Raw genomic sequence first — 19,063 nt, 5'->3', positions numbered from 1 at the left:
TCCATGCGCCTTTCCAGACGGACCTTGCTCACGGCGACCACCGCGGCGGCCGCAACGCTCGCCCCCACCCCGGCCGAAGCCCGGGGTCACCGGCGAACCGGCTTCGAGAACCTGGCCGCGTCCGGCTACGAACCCCTGCGCGGCCAAAGCATCGGCATCGTCACCAACCCCACCGGCATCACCCGCGACGCCCGCCACATCGTCGACGTCATGCACGCGGACGCCCGGGTGGATCTGAGGGCCGTCTTCGGCCCGGAGCACGGCTTCCGCGGCACCGCCCAGGCCGGCGGCTCCGAGGGCCGCTACGACGACCCGGCGACCGGCCTGCCCGTCTACGACACGTACCTCAAGAGCGGCCGGCCGCTCGCCGACGTCTTCACGGCGTCCGGCGTCGACACGGTCGTCTTCGACATCCAGGACGTCGGCGCCCGCTTCTACACGTACATCTGGACGCTGTACGACTGCATGGAGGCGGCCCGGCTCGCCGGCAAGCGGTTCGTGGTCCTGGACCGGCCCAACCCGGTGACCGGCCGGGCGGCCCTCGGCCCGGTCCTGCACAAGGAGTTCGCCACGTTCGTCGGGCGGCAGCCCATCGCCCAGGCCCACGGGATGACCGTCGCCGAGCTGGCGCGGCTGTTCAACGCGGAGTTCCTGACCGAACCCGTGCCGCTGGAGACCGTGCCGATGTCGGGCTGGAAACGGTCGGACTTCTACGACGCCTCCGGGCTGCCCTGGGTGCCGCCGAGCCCCAACATGCCGACGCCGGACACGGCCCTGGTGTACTCGGGGACGTGCCTGTTCGAAGGCACGAACCTGTCGGAGGGGCGCGGCACGACCCGGCCGTTCGAGCTGCTGGGCGCGGAGGGCGTCGACCGGCGCTGGGCGGCCGCGGCGAACGAACTCGCCCTGCCCGGGGTGCGGTTCCGGGAGGCGTACTTCGCGCCCACGTTCTCGAAGTTCCAGGGGAAGACGGTCGGCGGTGTGCAGCTGCACGTGCACGACCGGGCCGCCTTCGATCCCGTGCGGACGGGGATCGCGCTGCTCGTCACCGCCAGACGGGTCTGGAGCGGTTTCGCCTGGCGCCCGGACCACTGGATCGACAAACTCACCGGCTCCGCGCGGGTGCGCACGATGATCGACGCGGGTGCGGACACCGACGAGGTGGTGGCCGGGTGGCAGGAGGACCTGGCGGCGTTCCGGAGGATGCGGCGGAAGTACCTCCACTACCGCTGAGCCGGATGCGCCCGTGACGTATGGCCAAGCTCGCCCGTTGGCAGGACGATGCGCCCACAACGTGGCGTCACCCGGGGACCAGGGGGCCTGTCATGGCGGATCCGGCGATGAGCGTGACTCCCTACTGGGAAGTGGCCTTCGACGCGGACGGGGACCCGGAGGGCCGCCGGCGCGACCGGCTGCTCGCCGGGGTGCGCGAGCGGGGGGTGCGCGACCTGATCGTCTTCGCGCACGGCTGGAACACCGACCGCTCGGGCGCGACCCGTCTCTACGACCGCTTCTTCGCACCCGTGCCGCGGCTGGCCCCGGCGGCCCGGATCGGCTATGTCGGTGTGCTGTGGCCGGCGATGCGGTTCTCCGACGAGCCGATTCCGGACTTCCCGAGGGCCGTGGCGGCCGGGCTTCCGAGGCGCCCGGTGCTGGACAAGGACACGCGGCACGCCCTGCTGGACACGTTCCCGGGCCGGGCCATCCTGGTCGACCAGATCGCCCGGCTGCTGGAGCAGCAGCCGCCTGAGGAGGCCGAGCTGGAGGAGTTCGGGAGGCTGGTGCGGACGCTGGTGGAGGTGGTGGCGCCCGGGCCGCAGGCGCTGTTCGCCGCGGACACGGTGGCGGAGGGTGTGCCGCAGAGCGAGCCGGCGATGTTCGCCGGGTCGTCGGCGGCGGCCTGCGAGGAGTTCGCGCGGGCGCTGGCGGAGCTGGAGGCGTCCGGGGCGCCGCAGGGGTTCCGGGTCCCCAATCCCTGGGACGGCGCGCACGAACTGCTGCGGCAGGCCACGTACTACGCGATGAAGCGGCGCGCGGGGACCGTCGGGGAGCGGGGGCTCGGCCGGGTCGTCGGGCAGCTCGCGAAGGCCGCCCCGGGGGTGCGGGTGCACCTGGTCGGACACAGCTTCGGCGCGCGGCTGGTGTCGTTCGCGCTGCGGGGCCTGCCCGAGGGCGTGCGCACGGTGAAGTCGGTGACGCTGCTCCAAGGCGCCTTCTCGCACTACGCGTTCGCGGCCCGGCTGCCGCACGACGCCCGGGCGGGAGGGGTGCTCCAGGGGCAGCAGAACCGCGTCGACGGGCCCCTGGTGTGCTGCCACTCCCGGCACGACGCGGCCCTGGGGACGATGTATCCGCTGGCCTCGCGGATGGCGGGCGACAGCCGGTCGGCCGCGGAGCCGGTCATGGGGCGGGTCCTGGGAGCCACGTGGGGTGCGATGGGGTACGACGGCGTGCAGGCCGTGCCGGGCACGCGCGCTCACACCCTCGCCCGGGCCCTGGAGGCGAAGCTGCCCGCCTCGGGGTGCGTGAACGTCGACGCGGCGGCGGTGGTCAGACGTGGCGGGCCGCCGGCCGGCGCGCACAGCGACATCCTGCATCCGGAACTGGCCCGGCTGGTCCTGGCGGCGGGCCGGATCCGCTGACCCGCCGCCAGGCAGGGCGTCACCGGTGTGAGGTGAACTCCACGACCTGCTGGTAGGTCGGCCGGTTCTGCCAGCTGATCTTGCCGTGCTTGATGCCGCCGAGGGTGCGGTGGTTGATCGAGTCGGCGCACCACTGGTCGCCCGCCGCGCAGACGTCGTCGCCGGGGTAGACCTGGGCCGCCGTCTTGCCGGCCGCCGCCTTCAAGGTGCTGACGAGCATGTCCCGGCAGGCGGTGAGGCTGCCGTCGCCGCAGTACGTGCGGGCCAGCGGTCCCTTCACCTGCTCGCCGAGGACGGCGCGGATGTCCTTGTCGACGTAGCTCCACCAGCCGTACTGGAAGGAGCTTCCCGCGTGCGATCCGGTCGGGCCGTGCGCGGCCGACGGGGACTCGTCGACGGGGAGGTTGGCGGTCATGGCCGTGTAGAGCCCGCTGCCGAGGCCGGGTTCGAACTCGGCCTGGACGAGCAGGGGCCACCAGGCGTCGAGGATGCGGACCGCGTCGGCGTCGGCGTACTTCTTCGAGCCGGCGGCGGTCTCGGTGCGCTTGGCCCCGGCTGCGGTCCAGGCCTGGAGTTTGCTCACGGCCGCCGCGACGGCGGGGTCGGTGACGGGTGAGCTGTTGACGACCTTCAGGACCTTGGGCAGGACGTCCTCGGCCCGGAGGTCCGCCAGTCCGGCGTCGGCCATGGCCTTCACGAGGGCGGCCCGGGTCACCCCGCCCTGCTGGACGAGCTTCTTCACCCGGTCCTCCAGGAGGTTGCCGCGGTGCACGGAGCCGTTGCCCCAGGGGGCGGTCGTGTAGTCCCTGGCCTGCTTGTTGTTCCAGGAGACGTAGTAGTCCTGGTCGACGGAGTTCGGGTGGGCGGAGGGCGGGGTGTAGTCGGCCGTGTTGGTCGCCGGGTCCCAGCCGCGCCACTCGTACGCCGGCCGGGCCCACGCCGGGAACTCGGCGTCGACGCCGGTCGCGCGCACCGGGTTGTCGCCGCTGTTGTAGTACGCGGTGTGCTCGGAGTCGGCGTAGAACCAGTTGAAGGTGTAGTTGATGTGCTGCACGGCCTTCTGGAAGGTGTCCGGGCCCTTGACGTAGTCCGGGTCGTTCAGCATCTGGAAACCGATGATGGAGTCGGCCTCGTGCAGGAAGGACGAGCGCAGGGTGGTGTAGGCGACCTTCTTGCCGTCGACCGTCGCGCGGTACTCGACGGGGCCGTACTTCGTGCGCCAGACGCGCATGGTGTACGAGCCCGCGGCGGTGCCGTCGGCGACCGTGGGCTTCCAGGCGTTCTTCTGCTCGACCTTCTCCATCGGCGTGCAGGTGCCGCGGTACAGGTAGTGGTAGTCGTCCTGGCACAGTTCGACGGCGTAGGAGTCGATGATGTCCTGGCCGGAGGTCGTGGCGCTCCAGGCGTAGTCCTGGCCGCGGCCGAGTTCGACGTACATGCTGAGGCCCGCGAAGGAGGCGCCGCGGGCGCTGATGCCCGGCCCCTGGATCTCCTGGAGGAGCAGCAGCTGGGGGGCGAAGTAGCCGGTCTGCGGGCCGAACACGGCGACGGGGTGGCCGCTCGCGGTGTGCTTGCCGCTGACGACGAGGGCGTTGGACATGCCGCGCTTGGCGGACGACGTGGCGGTCTTCGCGGCTTGGCCGGACGCGCCGGTCGCACCGGCCGTGGTGGCGCTGCCGGTGCGGTCGTACACGAGCGGCTCCGGCTTCACCGAACCCGCGTCGGGCAGGGCGGTGCCCTGCGGGTCGGCGGGCTTGGTCCCGTACGGGAAGCTGCCGGCGTGCTGGGTGAGGACGGCCTCCGGGTCGTTGCGCATCCGGAAGGACTCCCAGACCTTGGTGCCCTCGGCGACGCCGTACTTCTCCTGGGCGGCCATGAGCGAGAGGGCGTTGTTGACCTCGCCGCCTCCGCCCGAGCCGAACAGCGCGCCGATGACGGAAGCCAGCGCGACCAGGTCGGTGATCTTGAAGTGCTCGATCGTGCCGGCGTTGGTGACTGAGTCCTTGTGGCCGGTGAGTACGTATTCACCGGGGAAGGTACGCCCCTTGTCGGAGGCGTCGATGTAGGCGTTGATGCCGTCGAGGTAGGCCTTGACGTCGGCGAGGGCCTGCTTCCCGCGCTCGCCGTTGGTGGCGACGGCGTTGTCGATCTGCGCCTGCAGATCGGCCTCGGTGTAGGGGGCGTGCCGCCAGAACTGCTGTTCCAGGCCCTGGTTGGAGGGGGCACCGCCCGCGAAGGAGGTCAGCTGTCCGCGCCCGACGTGCCGGAAGACGTCCATCAGCCACAGCCGGTCCTGGGCCGCCGCGTAGCCGGCGCCGAACTCCGTGCCGTAGCGGGTGGTGCCGGTGATGTGCGGCACACCGGTCTTCTTGTCCCGGACGATCGTCACGTCACTGCGTCCGGCGGGTTTGAGGCTGGAGGCGACCTGGTCGGCGGGGACCCCGAAGGAGGCGTCGTTGAAGAAGGTGTTGATCTTGTCGTTGGTGAGGCCGGGGTAGCCCTTGGCGAGGTTGGCGTAGGGCCCGAGCTGGTCCTCGGCGTGCTCGGGCTGGGTGCCGAAGGCCTGGTTGAGGAGGATCTGGGCGAGGGTGGCGTTGCCGTTCTGGCCGGGCGGGAGGATGTCCGAACACTGGTTGCCGCAGTGGTCGTTCGCCGCGGCCGTGGCCTGGGCGGTAGCTGTTTCCGAGGCGGAAGCCGGGGCAAGCGGCGACAAGAGACCTGCGATCAGGGCGCATACCGATGCTGTCTTCAGGAACCCGGGGATTCCGCTGGGAGTTCTCATTCTGTCGAGAACGGTGCGTGGGGCACGCCGTGGCATGGGGGGCTCCTCCCGACGGGGGTGGGCCGGATGTTACCGCCGGTATCCCCCGGCTTGAAGATGAACAAGCGTCACTTTTTGAAGACGGCACAACAGACACACGGACCACGGCAGTCGACTCGCGAGCCTCTCGGGGCCGCTTATGGAGGCCATTTGAAATCGGATGGAGCCGATTCGCTTGTCGATACGTCTATTCGGCGACGTCCTTTCGACGACGCCGAAGTGACCGGATTACAGGTGCAGGTGTGACGGAGGTGCAGGACGATGGCCGGTTTCCGGAGTCTGGCGAGACAGGTCCGCGATCCGAGGTGCGATCTGGCCTTGCGACGCTATTCGCTGCGTAAGTGCCTTGAGAGGTTCGCCCCTTACGGACACAGGGCGACCTGGGACCATCTGTGCTCCCGGGCAGGGTTCGGTCCCGAGGACCGCTCCCCCGATCCGGTGCGGCTCGTGGCCGCACTGGACGAACTGGAGGAGGCGCGGGCGGTCTGGCTGGCCTACGAGGTCGAGTTCGCCGAGCGCCGCAAGAAGGAGAAGCACGACGGGCTGCGCAGGCCGGGCAGCGTGGACGACTGGCACCGTCTGACCTGGGGCGGTTTCGGTGTGGCGTGGTGCGACGATCCGGCGGTCCATCCCCGTGAACCGCTGGCCGAGGTGCTGCGCCGCCTGATCGACGCGCTGGAGCGCGAACCGGGCTCGGCCTGCCCGGTGTGCGGCGGCGAGCAGCTCACGTGGAGGTACGACCTGGACCACGAACCCTCGTCCGGTCCGGTCTGCACGGACTGCGGAATTCTGGTGCCGCGCCCCGTGCTCACGCCTGAGTCCCTGGCGTACGCCCGGCGGGCGAGGTTGTTGGTGTCGGCTTGACGGATGCGGGTGCGCGGGGGGTGCGCCGGGGATGCCGCACCCCCACTGTCGGTGGTGACTGGCACCATCGACGTCATGATGCAGGTGTGCCTGAACGGTTCGCGGACGGCCGCTGACGGTGCGGCCGTGCCGCTGACACCCGAGTCGATGGCCGGCTCGGCCGCCGGAGCCGTGGCCGCCGGGGCGCGGGACATCCACGTCCATCCCAAGACACCGTGCGGACAGGACACGTTGTCGCCGCGGGTGCTCGCGATGACGCTGTCGGCGATCCGGGCGCGGGTGCCGGTGCCCGTCGGTGTGACCACGGGCGCGTGGGCGGAGCCGGACCCCGCCGCCCGGCTGGAGCGGATCCGCGCGTGGACGGCCCTGCCCGACCACGCCTCGGTCAACTGGCACGAGCCGGGGGCGGAGGAGACGGCCGCGCTGCTCATGGAGCGCGGCGTGGGCGTGGAGGCCGGCATCTGGTCCGGGACGGACGGCGCGCAGCGGTTCGCCGCCTCGCCGCTCGGACCGAAGGTGCTGCGGGTCCTGGCGGAGGTGACGGACACGGATCCGCTGGGTGCGGTCGCCTCGGCACGGGAGCTGTTGTCCGGCCTGGGTTCCGCGCACGGCCGTCCTGTGCTGCTGCACGGCGAGGACGGGGGCGCCTGGCCGGTGCTGCGGCTCGCGGGGCGGCTGGGCCTGGCCACCCGGGTGGGTCTGGAGGACGTCCTGTTCCTGCCGGGCGGAGAACCCGCGGGCTCCAACGGCGAACTGGTCACGGCCGGTCTCGCGGAGTACGGAGCGGCCCGGCCGGGCGCTACCGGCCGCCCCGGTCGACCATCAGGCGCGAGCCCGTGAGGCGTTCGCCGAAGACGTCGTCCGGGTTGGACAGGACGCAGTTGTCCAGGGAGAGACAGCCGCAGCCGATGCAGTCGGCGAGGTGGTCCCTGAGACGGTTCAGCTGCTTGATGCGTTCTTCCAGTTCGCTGCGCCAGACCTCGGAGAGGTGCGCCCAGTCCTCCCGGGTGGGGGTGCGCTCCTCGGGGAGTTCGGCGAGTGCGTCACGGATCGTCGCCAGGGGGATGCCGACCCGTTGCGCGGCCCGGATGAAGGCGACCCGGCGGAGTGTGTCGCGGGAGTAGCGGCGCTGGTTGCCCGCGGTCCGGCGACTGCTGATCAGGCCCTTGGACTCGTAGAAGTGCAGGGCCGAGACGGCGGCGCCGCTGCGCGCCGCGAGCTGGCCGACCGTGAGCTCATGGATCTTCTCTGGGATCTGGGGCACCCCTCGAACCCTACCGAGTCCGTTGACACAGCCCGCACGGCCGACCATGCTAAGCAGTCGCTTAGACAGTGAGCGCGCAGACCCCCTGCACACGAGAGGCCTGGAAGACATGGCAGAGCCGAGGATCTTCACGTCCGTCGACGACCTGAAGTCGGCGGTGGGCGAGCAACTGGGGTACACCGACTGGCTCGACATCGACCAGAAGCGGATCGACCTCTTCGCGGAGGCCACCGGTGACCACCAGTGGATCCACGTCGACCCGGAGAAGGCGGCCGCGGGCCCCTTCGGCACCACCATCGCGCACGGCTACCTGACCCTGTCGCTGCTGCCCCTCTTCGGACCGCAGCTGATCGCCGTCGAGGGCGTGAAGATGGGCGTCAACTACGGCACGAACAAGGTGCGTTTCCCCGCGCCGGTCCCCGTCGGCTCCCGTCTGCGCGCCACCGCGGCGATCAGTGCCGTCGAGGAGGTGCCGGGCGGCGTCCAGGTGGCCGTCGCCTTCAGCGTCGAGCGCGAGGGGGGCGACAAGCCGGTCTGCGTCGCCGAGTCCGTGGCGCGCTACTACCTCTGAGGCGGGATCAGGCCGTCGGCCCCTGGGCCCCGACCATGCGCAGCACGAGGTCGGCGTACAGCTCGCCGACCTGCTCCGGCGTCCGGGGCCCGTCGACGTTGAACCACCGTGCCACGTCGATGCAGAGCGACAGCACGGCCAGCGTGGTGCCGTGCACATCGATGACCTCGAACTCGCCCGAGCGCGCGCCCTCCTCGATGATCCCGCGCACCTCGCCGTCGACCTGGCGGCGCAGGGCGAGGATCTCGGCGCGGGCGTCGGGCCCGAGCGATTCGAGCTCGTATTGCACGACCCGCGCGGTGGTGCGCCCGCCCGCGTGCCAGCGGACGAAGGAGCTCACCGCGTCGGCGAGCCGCTCAGTGGCGCTGCCCTCGCGGCGGGACGCCGTCCGCAGGATCTCCAGGGCCTTCTCGTGCCCGATCCTGCTGATGCGGTGCAGCAGCTCTTCCTTGGTCTTGTAGTGGATGTAGAGCGCGGCCGGGCTCATTCCGGCGCGGCCCGCGATGTCGCGGGTCGTCGTGGCGTGATAGCCGCGCTCGGCGAAGGCCTCCACCGCGGCGATCAGCAGCCGCCGCGCCGCGTCGGGCGTGACCTCGCCCCACGCCTGCGCCTCGCCGCCGGCCGTCTCCTCCGCCGTACTCATCACTCGCCCCTCTCCACTGGCAGGAGGAACACCATACCGCCGAAGGTGAGCGAGCGCTTAGTGTGGCCGCTCAGCGCTTTTCGAAGGGGGCGTACGAGGGGGCCGCACCATCCTGCCGGTCCCGGATCACCTTGGCCAGGGTGAAGGAGGACGTGACCAGGTACAGGACGGCGATGGCGAGGAAGGCCCGCACCCAGGCGTCGGCGCTCAGCTGGTAGATGCCGATCGCGGTGGCCGCCATGGCGACGGCGAAGGAGGCGACGGCCTGGCCGTAGAAGGCGGCCGTGTTCTGCTGCTTGCCCGGTGTGTCACTCATGGGGGAAAGCATCGGCGGACGTGGCCCGCGCCACATCCGCCGAAGTACTCAGACGCGTACTCAGAACGCCGACACGCCGGTCAGGGCCCGCCCGATGACCAGCTTCTGGATCTGGCTCGTCCCCTCGTAGAGGGTCATCACGCGAGCGTCCCGCAGCAGCTTGCCGGCCGGGTACTCGTCGATGTAGCCGTAGCCGCCGAAGACCTGGAGCGCGTTGTTGGCGGCGCGGACGGCGGCCTCCGAGGCGAACAGCTTGGCCTTGGAGGACTCGACGGCGAACGGCTGCCCCCGGTCGACCAGGTCGGCGACCCGCCAGGTCAGCAGCCGGGCGGCGTCGACGTCCAGGGCGATGTCGCTGAGCAGTTCCTGGACCAGCTGGTGATGGGCGATGGTCCTGCCGAACTGCTCGCGCTCCCCCGCATAGCGCACGGCTGCGTCGAGGGCGGCCTGGGCGATGCCGACGCAGCCCGCGGCGACCGACATCCGGCCCTTGGCGAGAGCCGACATGGCGATGGAGAAGCCCTTGCCCTCCTCCCCGAGCAACGCGGAGGCCGGCACGCGCACGTCTTCCAGGACGAGTTCGGCGGTGGCCTGGCCGCGCAGCCCGAGCTTGCCGTGGATGGTGCGGCGGGTCAGGCCGGGCGTGTCGGCCGGGACGAGGAAGGCGGAGACGCCCTTGTGGCCGGGGGCGTCCGTGGAACGCGCGAAGAGGAGGACGACGTCGGCCCAGGTGCCGTTGGTGATGAAGGTCTTGGTGCCGTCGATGACGTAGTCGTCGCCGTCCCGTACGGCTCGGGTCGCCAGGTTGCCGGCGTCCGAGCCCGTGCCCGGCTCGGTCAGGCCGAAGCAGCCGACCGACGCGCCGGAGGTCAGACCGGGCAGCCAGCACCGCTTCTGCTCCTCGCTCCCCCAGGCCGCGACGCTCTTGGCCACGAGCCCGAGGGAGACCGAGACGATGCCGCGCACCGACGAGTCGCCACGACCCAGCTCCTCCGTGACCAGGCAGTAGGCGAGGTGGTCGCCGCCGGAGCCGCCGTACTCCTCGTCGACCGTCAAGCCCAGGAAGCCGACCTCGCCGAGCTTCTTGACGATCGCCCGGTCGACCTCCTCGGCCCGGTCCCAGGCGACGACGTGCGGGGTGATCTCTCGCTCCACGAAGTCCCTGGCGAGCCGCCGGACCGCGCTCTGCTCGTCGCTGAGCTCCAGATTCACCACAGGTCACCCCATTGAAAGCCGGACATTTTAATTAGCACTGCTAGTTTACTGCGCAGCCCTACTATGTGCGCCATGGCCCGACCGCGCAAGCCCCTCCTCAGCACCGACCGGATCGTCGAGACGGCCCGCGCGCTCGTGGACGCGGAGGGTCTGGCCGCCGTCTCCACACGGCGGCTCGCCGCCGAGCTGGGGGTCAGCGGACCCTCGCTCTACAACCACTTCCGCACCAAGGACGAGATCCTGGAGGCGGTCGCCGACTCGGTGAGCGGCCAGGTGGACCTGTCGATGTTCCAGGACGGCCGGGACTGGCGGACCGCACTGCACGACTGGGCCGTCTCCTACCGGGCCGCCCTGCGCGACCACCCGAACATCGTCCCGGTGCTGGCCCGCGGCCCCGGCCGCCGCCCGGCCGGACTGCGCCTCGCGGACGCCGTCTACGGCGCGATGGTCGCCGCGGGCTGGCCGCCCGCGCAGGCCACGTCCATCGGCGCGCTGATGCGCTACTTCGTGATGGGCTCCGCCCTCGGCTCCTTCGCCGGGGGGTTCGTGGACGACGCGAGCGCCTACGACCCCGCCGACTACCCCCACCTCCAGCAGGCCCACCGGCTCGCCGGGCATCAGGAGAAGATCGACGAGCGCGCCTTCGAGACCGGTCTGACGGCCCTGCTGGACGGGCTGGCGCGGCAGTACGAGCAGGTGCAGCACCCGGCGCAGTGACGCTTCGGCGAACACCGAACCGTCCGTGTCCCAGGCTGGGGACATGACGACGAGGGGCCCCCGGGCCACGGCCCTGGCCCGGTTCGCCGCGCTGTTCGCGGACGAGACCCGGGCCGCGTGCCTGCTGGCGCTGCTGGACGGCCGGGCCTGGACCGCGGGCGAGCTGGCACGGCACGCGGGCGTGGCCGCCTCGACGCTGAGCGAGCACCTGGGCCGGCTCGTCGCGGGCGGGCTGCTCACCGAGGAGCGGCAGGGCCGGCACCGCTACGTCCGGCTGGCCGACGCCCACATCGCCCAGCTGGTGGAGGACCTCGCCTCCCAGGTCGCGCCGGGCACCGCCGTACGGCCGCGCACCCTGCGGGAGTCGAACGCCGGGTCGGCGATGGCCCGGGGCCGCACGTGCTACGACCATCTCGCCGGGCGGCTCGGCATCGCGGTCACCGACGCGCTGACGGCCCGCGGGCTGCTGGAGCAGGAGACGGGGTTCTCGCTCACCGAGGCGGGGATGGAGTGGTTCGTCTCGGCCGGTATCGCCCTCGACCGGCGAAGCCGCCGGCCGCTCGCCCGTGCCTGTCTCGACTGGACCGAACGCCGGCCCCATCTCGCGGGCGTCGCGGGCGCTGCGCTGTGCCGGCACGCCCTGGACACGGGCTGGTGCGTGCGCATCGGCTCGGAGCGGGCCGTGAAGGTGACGGCCGCCGGTGAACGCGCCCTCTTCGACCTGCTGGGGGTGGAGGCCGCTGCACTGCGGTGAGCCCGTCCGAAATCCGCGAGCCTCCGGGCCCCGGCCGACCTAGCCTCTGGAGCATGATGCCGAACACCTCCCCGTCCCCTTCCGGCAGCCGGGCGGAGCTGCTCGCCGCCGGTGCTGCGGCGGTCACCGTCGTGCTGTGGGCGTCCGCCTTCGTCTCGATCCGCAGCGCAGGTGACGCGTACTCCCCGGGCGCGCTGGCGCTCGGGCGGCTGCTGGCCGGGGCGCTGACGCTGGGGGTGATCTGCCTGCTGCGGCGGGAGGGGGTGCCGCCGCGCCCGGCCTGGCGCGGGATCGCGATATCGGGGCTGCTGTGGTTCGGCTTCTACATGGTCGCCCTCAACTGGGGCGAGCAGCAGGTCGACGCGGGGACGGCCGCCCTGGTCGTGAACACCGGGCCGATCCTCATCGCGCTGCTCGGTGCGCGTCTGCTCGGCGACCCGATGCCGCCGCGGCTGCTGGCGGGAATGGCCGTGTCGTTCGCCGGTGCCGTGACGGTGGGCCTGTCGATGTCGGGCGAGGGCGGCTCCTCGGTGCTCGGGGTGGTGCTGTGCCTGCTGGCCGCCATCGCGTACGCCGGTGGTGTCGTGGCGCAGAAGCCGGCGCTGGGCTCGGCGAGCCCGTTGCAGGTGACGACGTTCGGGTGCCTGGTCGGCGCGGTGCTGTGCCTGCCGTTCGCGGGGCAGCTCGTCCAGGAGGCGGGCGACGCCCCGGCGTCCGCGACGCTCAACATGCTCTATCTCGGCGTCTTCCCGACCGCCCTCGCCTTCACGACGTGGGCGTACGCGCTGTCACGGACGACCGCGAGCCGGATGGGCGCGACGACGTACGCGGCGCCCGCGCTGGTCGTCCTGATGTCGTGGCTGTTCCTCGGCGAGGTACCGGGGCTGCTCACGCTGGTGGGCGGTGCCCTGTGCCTGGCGGGTGTGGCGGTGTCGCGGTCCAAGGCGGCGGCGCGGGCCGCGGCTCCGGGAGCGGTTCCGGAGCCGCGGCCCGAGCAGGCCGGGGACTCAGCTCGCTGACCCGGCCGTCGACTCGGACTCGGCCTGCGTCTCTGCCGCACGGGCCCGGTCCGCGAGGATCTTGATCGACACGAGTGCGATCACCGAGAGCACGATGATGTACCCGGACACGGCCATCGACGTGCCCGTAGCCTCCAGGAGCAGCACCATCATGAAGGGCGCGAGCCCGCCGCCCGCGACGGCCGCGATCTGGTAGCCGAGGGAGGCGCCGGTGTAGCGCATCTCGGGCGTGAACAGCTCGGCGAACAGGGCGGCCTGGGGGCCGTACATGATGCTCAGGAAACAGCTGGCGACGAACGTGCCGACCGCGAGCCACAGCAGCGAGCCGGTGTCGATCAGCAGGAAGAGCGGCACGGCCCACAGTGCGATGCCGGCCGCGCCGATCGCATAGATCCGGATGCGGCCGAACTTGTCGGAGAGCGCGGCGGCGGCCGGGATCAGCACCAGCTGGGTGAGGCTGATGCACAGCGAGACCATGAGGACGGCGCTCTTCTTCATGCCGAGTTCGCGGGTCGTGTAGTCGAGCACGCCTGTGATGATGATGTAGAAGGTCGCTGTGTTCACGGCGAAGGAGCCGCCGGCCAGGAGCACCGTACCGAGGTGGCCGCGCAGGATCGTGCGCAGCGGAGAGGACTGCTCGACCTTCTCCTTCTCGGCCAGCTTCTTCTCCGCCTCCCGGAATTCGGGGGTCTCCTCGACGCGGGTGTGTATGTACCAGGCGAGCACGAGGACGAACAGGCCGACCAGAAACGGCACACGCCAGGCCCAGGCCGCGAACTCGGAGTCGGTGGTGAACGCGCCGGCCAGCAGGAACACCGTGTTGGCGCTCACCACGCCGATGGGGACGCCGAGTTGGACGAAGCTGCCGTATATGCCGCGCTTGCCCTCGGGGGCGTACTCGGTGGCCATCAGCATCGCGCCGCCCCACTGGGCGCCTACGGCGATGCCCTGTAGCACGCGGAAGAGGACCAGCAGGATCGGGGCGGCGACGCCGATCGTCTCGTAGGTCGGGAGCAGGCCGATGCCGGTGGTGGCGACGCCCATGAGGGTGAGCGCGAGGACGAGCATCGGCTTGCGGCCGCGCTTGTCGCCGAGGTGTCCGGCGACGATGCCGCCGATGGGCCGGGCCAGGAAGCCGACGGCGAAGGTGGCGAAGGAGGCGAGGACGCCCGCCGTGGTGCTGCCTGCGGGGAAGTAGAGGTCGCCCAGTACGAGGGCGGCGGCGATGCCGAAGACGAAGTAGTCGTACCACTCGACGGCCGAGGCGAGCGCCGCCGCGGTGGCCACGCGACGGCGGTTGCCGACGGCGGGCGTGGTGGTGGCGGGCTGAGCGGAAGGTGCCGTGTCCATGTGGTGCACGCTCCGGGGGGTGCGGGGGACGGAACGGGGGGTGGCTCGGGTTCCGGGGAACGTACTGACCGGACGGTATGTACGTCAACGGGTCGCGCACCAGGACTTTTACCTGTACTTGACATCGACCGTGGGCCCGGGCATGCCGACGACCCCGGCCTCGCGGGAGGCCGGGGTGGCGGACGGTTGGGGTCTAGAAGACGACCAGGGCCCGGCCGCCCTTGCCGGCCAGCATGTTCTCGAAGGCCGCCGGGATGCCGTCCAGGGAGATGTGCTCCGTCACCAGCGCGCTCAGGTCGAGGCGGCCCGCCCGGACGTGTCCGGCCAGGACGGGGAGGTCCCGGGCCGGGTCGGAGTTGCCGTAGACGCAGCCGGTCAGGGTGCGGCCCCAGTGGAAGATCTCCAGGGCGTTGAAGGTGACCTGCTGGTCCTTGCCGCCGATGCCGACGACCGTGGTGCGGCCGCCGCGGCGGGTGGAGTCCCAGGCCGTGCGGATGGTGACCGCGCGGCCGGCGCACTCCACGGCGACATCGACGCCCTGCTTGCCGGTGAGGCCGCGAATCTCGCGGGCGGTGGTGTCGGAGGCGACGACGTAGTCGGTGGCGCCGGCCGCCCTGGCCAGCTCCTCCTTCTCGGCGGACACGTCCACCGCGACGATCTTCGAGGCGCCCGCGATCCGGGCGGCCTGGAGGGCGGCGAGGCCCACTCCCCCGACGCCGAACACCGCGACGGTCTCGCCCTGCCGGACCCGGGCCGAGTGGTGGACGGCGCCGTAGCCGGTGAGGACGGCACAGCCGAGGAGGGCGGCGTCGGTGAGCGGGACGCCGTCGGGGACGGGCAGCACGCAGGAGGCGGAGACGACCGTCTCCTCGGCGAACGCGGCGACGTTCAGGCCGGGATGGAGGTCGGTGCCGTCGGTGGTGCGGGCGTAGACGTCGGCGGCGCCGGTGAGGGCGTCGGCGCACAGCCACACCTCGCCGAGCGAGCAGGCGTGGCAGGCGCCGCAGGAGGGCGCCCAGTTGAGGACGACGCCGTCGCCGGGTGAGACATGGTCGACGCCCTCCCCGACGGAGACGACCGTGCCGGCCCCCTCGTGCCCGAGGACGGCCGGGACGGGCACGCGCATGGTGCCGTCGGACAGGGACAGGTCGGAGTGGCAGACCCCGGCGGCGGCGAGCCGGACGCGGACCTGGCCGGGTCCGGGGTCGGGCAGGTCGATGCCGGTGATCTCCAGCGGGGAGCCGATGGCGGGCAGGACGGCGGCGCGGACGGCCATGACGGAAGGGACTCCCCTGCTTCTAGAACTGGAGGGACTTGGTCTGGAGGTACTCGGCCAGTCCGTGCACGCCGAGCTCGCGGCCCACACCGGACTGCTTGTAGCCGCCGAAGGGGGCGAGGGGGTTGAAGCGGCCGCCGTTGATGTCGACCTGGCCGGTCTCCATGCGGCGCGCGAAGGCAACCGCCTCGGCCTCGTCGCCGGCCCAGACGGCGCCGGCCAGCCCGTAGACCGTGCCGTTGGCGATGCGCAGGGCGTCGTCCTCGTCCTCGTACCTCAGGATCGACAGGACCGGGCCGAAGATCTCCTCCTGCGCGATGGTCATGTCCTCGGTGACGTCCGCGAAGACGGTCGGGGCGACGAAGTAGCCCTGGTCGCGGGGGGCTTCGGGGCCGCCCGCGACCAGGCGGGCGCCTTCCGCCACGCCCTTCTCGATGTAGCCGCGGACCCGGTCCCGCTGCCTGGCATTGACGACCGGGCCGATGCGGTCGCCGTACTTGGCGGCGGCGGCAGCGGCGAGCTCGACGGCTTCGTCGTACTGGTCGCGGTGGACCAGCATCCGCGTCCAGGCGCTGCACGTCTGCCCGGAGTTGGACATGACGTTGGCGACCCCGACGTTGACCGCCTTGGCCAGGTCGGCGCTCGGGAGGATGACGTTGGCGGACTTGCCGCCGAGTTCGAGGGCGACCTTCTTGACCTGCCCGGCGGCGATCGCGGCGATCTGCCGGCCCACGGCGGTGGAGCCGGTGAAGGAGACCAGGTCGACGCCCGGGTGTTCGGCGAGGGCCTGCCCCGCGACCGGGCCGAGGCCGGTGACCAGGTTGAAGACGCCCGCCGGGATCCCTGCTTCGTGCACCGCGTCGGCGAAGAGCCGGGCGACCAGGGGGGTGTCCTCGGCGGGCTTCACGACGACCGTGCAGCCGGCCGCGAGAGCCGGGGCGACCTTGGCGACGATCTGGTGCAGCGGGTAGTTCCACGGCGTGATCGCGGCCACGACACCGATCGGTTCGTGGTGCACCACCGAGTTGCCGGTCTTCTCCTCGAAGGCGTACGCGGCCGCCAGCTCGGCGTACGAGCCCGCCACCGCGATCGGCACCCCCGCGTGGACGGCCTGCGAGAACTTCAGGGGCGAGCCGAGTTCGGCCGTGACCGTCTCGGCGATCTCGTCCGCGCGGGCCACGAGCACGTCCCGGAGGGCGGCCAGACGGGACGCGCGCTCGGCGGGCGGGGTCGCGGCCCAGTCCGGCAGGGCTGCGCGGGCGGCCCGTACGGCGGCGTCGACGTCCTCGGCGGTGCCCGCCGGGACCGTGCCGATGACCTGTTCGTCGACCGGGTTCACGACCTCGATCACGTCCTGGCCGGCGGCGGGGCGCCAGGCGCCGTCGATGTACATGCCGTCGTGTGCCTTCATCGCGCTTCCTCCGGGGCGGGGCGTCGTCGTCCGACACATAAACTAGCGACGATAGTTTTCTGGCGCCAGACACCACCGGTCATCAGAGCACGCGGACGGCCACGTCCGGCTGTGCCGCTCCTCACTCCCCCAGGTCGGGCAGGCGGTCCGGGTGCGGACAGATCCGGTCGCCGTGCTGGTCGAAGACGAAGAGGTGGGCGAGGTCCACGAGGAGCGGTACCTGCATGCCGTGCCGCAGCGCCAGTTCCGGGGTGGTGCGGACGATGAGGTCGCCGGGCAGGCGCGCTTCGGCGGTCGTGGGGGCGGGGGCCTCCGGGTGGTCCAGGGCGATCACGGGTCCGGCCCGCCCGGCCCCGGACCGCTCCCGGAGCCTCGTGAGGACCGAGCCGTCGCGGCGGCGCCGCCGGGCGGGGCGGCCGGGCCGGGGGCGCGGGGCCTCCAGGTCGGGGACGACGGCGGGGCTGGAGCCGGTGTCGAAGTGGACCAGGATCTCGTGCCCCTGGAACTCCACGTGCTCGACCAGGCCGGTGATCGGCACCTCACCAGGGCGGGCCGCGCTGTGCTTCGCGATCCTGACGGCCTCCGAGCGCAGGCCCACGATGACCTCGCGCCCCTGCTGGACCCGCAGCAACTGGTGGTCCAGGGAGAGCGGTTCGGGCAGGCGGAGGAACTGCTTGCCCAGGCTGATGGTCATCGCCCCGTCGAGCGGAGCCCGCACCAGGCCGCGCAGCAGGTTGATGCGCGGGGTGCCGATGAAGGCGGCGACGAAGACGTTGCGGGGCAGCGCGTAGACCGCGCGCGGGCTGTCGACCTGCTGGAGGACGCCGCCGCGCAGCACGGCGACCCGGTCGCCGAGCGACATGGCCTCGGCCTGGTCGTGGGTGACGTAGATCGTGGTGACGCCCAGTTCCCGGGTGAGCCGGGATATCTCCGCCCGCAGATGGGTGCGGAGCTTGGCGTCGAGGTTGGACAGCGGCTCATCCATCAGGAAGGCGGAGGGATGGCGGGCGATGGCGCGGCCCATGGCCACGCGCTGGCGTTCGCCGCCGGAGAGCTGGCCGGGCAGGCGGTCCAGGAGGTCCTCGATGCCGAGCATGCGGGCGGTGGCGTCGACGCGGGGGCGGGGGTCCGTGCCAGGGTCCTCGATGCGCAGCGGGAAGCCGATGTTGGCGCGGCTGGTCATGTTCGGGTAGAGGGCGAAGTTCTGGAAGACCATCGCCATGTCCCGGCCGGACGGCGGCAGGTCGTTGGCGTACTCGCCGTCGAGCAGCAGTCTGCCCTCGTCGATCTCCTCCAGCCCGGCGATCATTCTGAGCACGGTGGACTTGCCGCAGCCGGACGGCCCGAGCAGCACGAGGAACTCGCCGGGCGGGATGTCCAGCGACAGCCGGTCCACCACGCGGGGGCCGCGCGGGTAGGCCTTGCTCACGTCGTGCAGGGAGATGGCGCGTGTCATGAGGTGCCCCCGAGGGGTCATCAGGGCGCTGGTGCTCCGCGGTCGGAAGCCCCGTGCGGGTCGTACGGGGCTCTGGGTCACGGAAGTTAACGGAATGTGTGCGGCCTGGGGAAGACACCGGACAAGATCGGGGGCTTCGGTCCATCTGGTGAGAAGGCGGACGGCCCGGTTCAGCGGATGCCGGTGAGGTGGGCGAAGACGACCACGTTGCCGGAATAGCCCTTCCTGCGGTCGTAGCTGCCGCCGCAGGTGATCAGACGCAGCTCGGGGCGGCCCCGGGCGCCGTACACCTCCTGGCTGGGGAAGTCGGCCTTCTCGTACGACTTGATCTTGTCGACCGTGTAGACGGCGATCCGCCCGTCGGCGCGGCGGGCCTTGACGATCCGGCCCCGCTTCAGCTCGGTCAGCCCCGCGAAGACGGCGGGCCCGCTGTCCGTGTCCAGATGCCCCACGGCCACGGCGGTGCCCTGCTCGCCGGGTGAGGCACCGTGCCGGTACCAGCCGACGAGCTTGGGGTCGTCGTCCGGCGGCGCGGTGAGGCGGCGTTCACGGTCGAGGCCGAGGCCCATGACCGGTGCGTCGAGGCGGAGGTAGGGGATGAGGAGCCGGGTGGCCGGGGAGCGGGGCAGGGGGCGCAGGCCGGCCGGGCGGTGGGACTTGCGGGCGGCCGGGGCGGGGGCGCGGGCGGCGGGCCTGGGAGGAGCGGGGCGCGGGGTGGCGGCCGCGGGGCGGTTGTGCGGCGGC

18 protein-coding genes are annotated in these 19,063 nt (G+C 72.0%); 8 read left to right on the top strand and 10 right to left on the bottom strand.

Going from position 1 to position 19,063, the window contains the following annotated elements; genetic code table 11:
- The first annotated feature begins 3 nt into the window (after positions 1-3).
- Both GTY56_RS38725 and GTY56_RS38720 read left to right on the top strand, forming a co-directional pair.
- Positions 4-1,233 (top strand): exo-beta-N-acetylmuramidase NamZ family protein, encoded by a 1,230-nt coding sequence (locus GTY56_RS38725; protein ID WP_161369934.1) that lies wholly within the window; start codon positions 4-6, stop codon positions 1,231-1,233.
- A 92-nt stretch (positions 1,234-1,325) separates the two neighbouring features.
- A complete protein-coding gene (locus tag GTY56_RS38720) occupies positions 1,326-2,642 on the top strand; it encodes a serine-threonine protein kinase (protein WP_161369933.1) in 1,317 nt (438 codons plus the stop codon).
- Positions 2,643-2,661: 19 nt separating this feature from the next.
- On the opposite strand, the gene GTY56_RS38715 is transcribed toward GTY56_RS38720, so the two are convergent.
- Positions 2,662-5,460 (bottom strand): penicillin acylase family protein, encoded by a 2,799-nt coding sequence (locus GTY56_RS38715; protein WP_161369932.1) that lies wholly within the window; start codon positions 5,458-5,460, stop codon positions 2,662-2,664.
- 264 nt (positions 5,461-5,724) lie between these two features.
- Between GTY56_RS38715 and GTY56_RS38710 the strand changes: the two genes are divergently transcribed.
- Both GTY56_RS38710 and GTY56_RS38705 read left to right on the top strand, forming a co-directional pair.
- Entirely contained in the window at positions 5,725-6,327 is a 603-nt protein-coding gene (locus GTY56_RS38710) for a hypothetical protein (RefSeq protein ID WP_161369931.1), read from the top strand.
- A 75-nt stretch (positions 6,328-6,402) separates the two neighbouring features.
- Positions 6,403-7,167: a 3-keto-5-aminohexanoate cleavage protein gene (locus tag GTY56_RS38705; RefSeq protein ID WP_161369979.1), complete on the top strand. Its 765-nt coding sequence runs from the start codon at positions 6,403-6,405 to the stop codon at positions 7,165-7,167.
- Here the strand turns inward: GTY56_RS38705 and soxR are convergent.
- Positions 7,127-7,591, bottom strand: a complete 465-nt coding sequence (gene soxR / locus GTY56_RS38700) for a redox-sensitive transcriptional activator SoxR (RefSeq protein ID WP_161369930.1) — start codon at positions 7,589-7,591, stop codon at positions 7,127-7,129. The two genes, GTY56_RS38705 and soxR, sit on opposite strands and share 41 nt — an antisense overlap.
- A gap of 109 nt (positions 7,592-7,700) precedes the next feature.
- Here soxR and GTY56_RS38695 point away from each other — a divergent pair, with 109 nt between their 5' ends.
- Positions 7,701-8,162, top strand: coding sequence for a MaoC family dehydratase (locus tag GTY56_RS38695; protein WP_033311842.1), 462 nt, complete (start codon positions 7,701-7,703; stop codon positions 8,160-8,162).
- A gap of 7 nt (positions 8,163-8,169) precedes the next feature.
- Here the strand turns inward: GTY56_RS38695 and GTY56_RS38690 are convergent, their stop codons facing one another.
- The 3 genes from GTY56_RS38690 to GTY56_RS38680 form a co-directional block, all read right to left on the bottom strand.
- On the bottom strand, positions 8,170-8,805 hold the full coding sequence (locus GTY56_RS38690) for a TetR/AcrR family transcriptional regulator (protein ID WP_161369929.1): 636 nt from the start codon (positions 8,803-8,805) through the stop codon (positions 8,170-8,172).
- 70 nt (positions 8,806-8,875) lie between these two features.
- Positions 8,876-9,121 (bottom strand): YiaA/YiaB family inner membrane protein, encoded by a 246-nt coding sequence (locus tag GTY56_RS38685; protein WP_062925953.1) that lies wholly within the window; start codon positions 9,119-9,121, stop codon positions 8,876-8,878.
- 60 nt (positions 9,122-9,181) lie between these two features.
- Positions 9,182-10,333, bottom strand: a complete 1,152-nt coding sequence (locus GTY56_RS38680; RefSeq protein WP_161369928.1) for an acyl-CoA dehydrogenase family protein — start codon at positions 10,331-10,333, stop codon at positions 9,182-9,184.
- A gap of 66 nt (positions 10,334-10,399) precedes the next feature.
- Between GTY56_RS38680 and GTY56_RS38675 the strand changes: the two genes are divergently transcribed.
- The 3 genes from GTY56_RS38675 to GTY56_RS38665 are packed head-to-tail and all read left to right on the top strand — an operon-like array spanning position 10,400 to position 12,826.
- Positions 10,400-11,053: a TetR/AcrR family transcriptional regulator gene (locus GTY56_RS38675; protein WP_202511327.1), complete on the top strand. Its 654-nt coding sequence runs from the start codon at positions 10,400-10,402 to the stop codon at positions 11,051-11,053.
- Positions 11,054-11,096: 43 nt separating this feature from the next.
- Positions 11,097-11,807 carry an ArsR/SmtB family transcription factor gene (locus tag GTY56_RS38670; protein WP_161369926.1) on the top strand — a complete coding sequence of 237 codons (711 nt, stop codon included), beginning with the start codon at positions 11,097-11,099 and terminating at the stop codon, positions 11,805-11,807.
- Positions 11,808-11,863: 56 nt separating this feature from the next.
- Positions 11,864-12,826 (top strand): DMT family transporter, encoded by a 963-nt coding sequence (locus GTY56_RS38665; protein ID WP_161369978.1) that lies wholly within the window; start codon positions 11,864-11,866, stop codon positions 12,824-12,826.
- Here GTY56_RS38665 and GTY56_RS38660 read toward each other — a convergent pair.
- The 5 genes from GTY56_RS38660 to GTY56_RS38640 all read right to left on the bottom strand — a co-directional run.
- Positions 12,815-14,176, bottom strand: a complete 1,362-nt coding sequence (locus GTY56_RS38660) for an MFS transporter (protein ID WP_161369925.1) — start codon at positions 14,174-14,176, stop codon at positions 12,815-12,817. The genes GTY56_RS38665 and GTY56_RS38660 overlap by 12 nt on opposite strands.
- 193 nt (positions 14,177-14,369) lie before the next feature.
- Positions 14,370-15,452: a Zn-dependent alcohol dehydrogenase gene (locus GTY56_RS38655; RefSeq protein WP_161369924.1), complete on the bottom strand. Its 1,083-nt coding sequence runs from the start codon at positions 15,450-15,452 to the stop codon at positions 14,370-14,372.
- Positions 15,453-15,474: 22 nt separating this feature from the next.
- Positions 15,475-16,863 carry an aldehyde dehydrogenase family protein gene (locus GTY56_RS38650; protein WP_161369923.1) on the bottom strand — a complete coding sequence of 463 codons (1,389 nt, stop codon included), beginning with the start codon at positions 16,861-16,863 and terminating at the stop codon, positions 15,475-15,477.
- Between the two features lie 121 nt (positions 16,864-16,984).
- Positions 16,985-18,319, bottom strand: coding sequence for an ABC transporter ATP-binding protein (locus GTY56_RS38645; protein ID WP_161369922.1), 1,335 nt, complete (start codon positions 18,317-18,319; stop codon positions 16,985-16,987).
- A gap of 170 nt (positions 18,320-18,489) precedes the next feature.
- The coding region (locus GTY56_RS38640; protein WP_237525234.1) for a class F sortase at positions 18,490-19,063 on the bottom strand (574 nt) is incomplete at its 5' end.

The organism is Streptomyces sp. SID5643, assembly GCF_009872555.1.
Lineage (GTDB): Bacteria > Actinomycetota > Actinomycetes > Streptomycetales > Streptomycetaceae > Streptomyces > Streptomyces iakyrus.
This window is presented reverse-complemented; position numbering and strand designations above follow the sequence as displayed.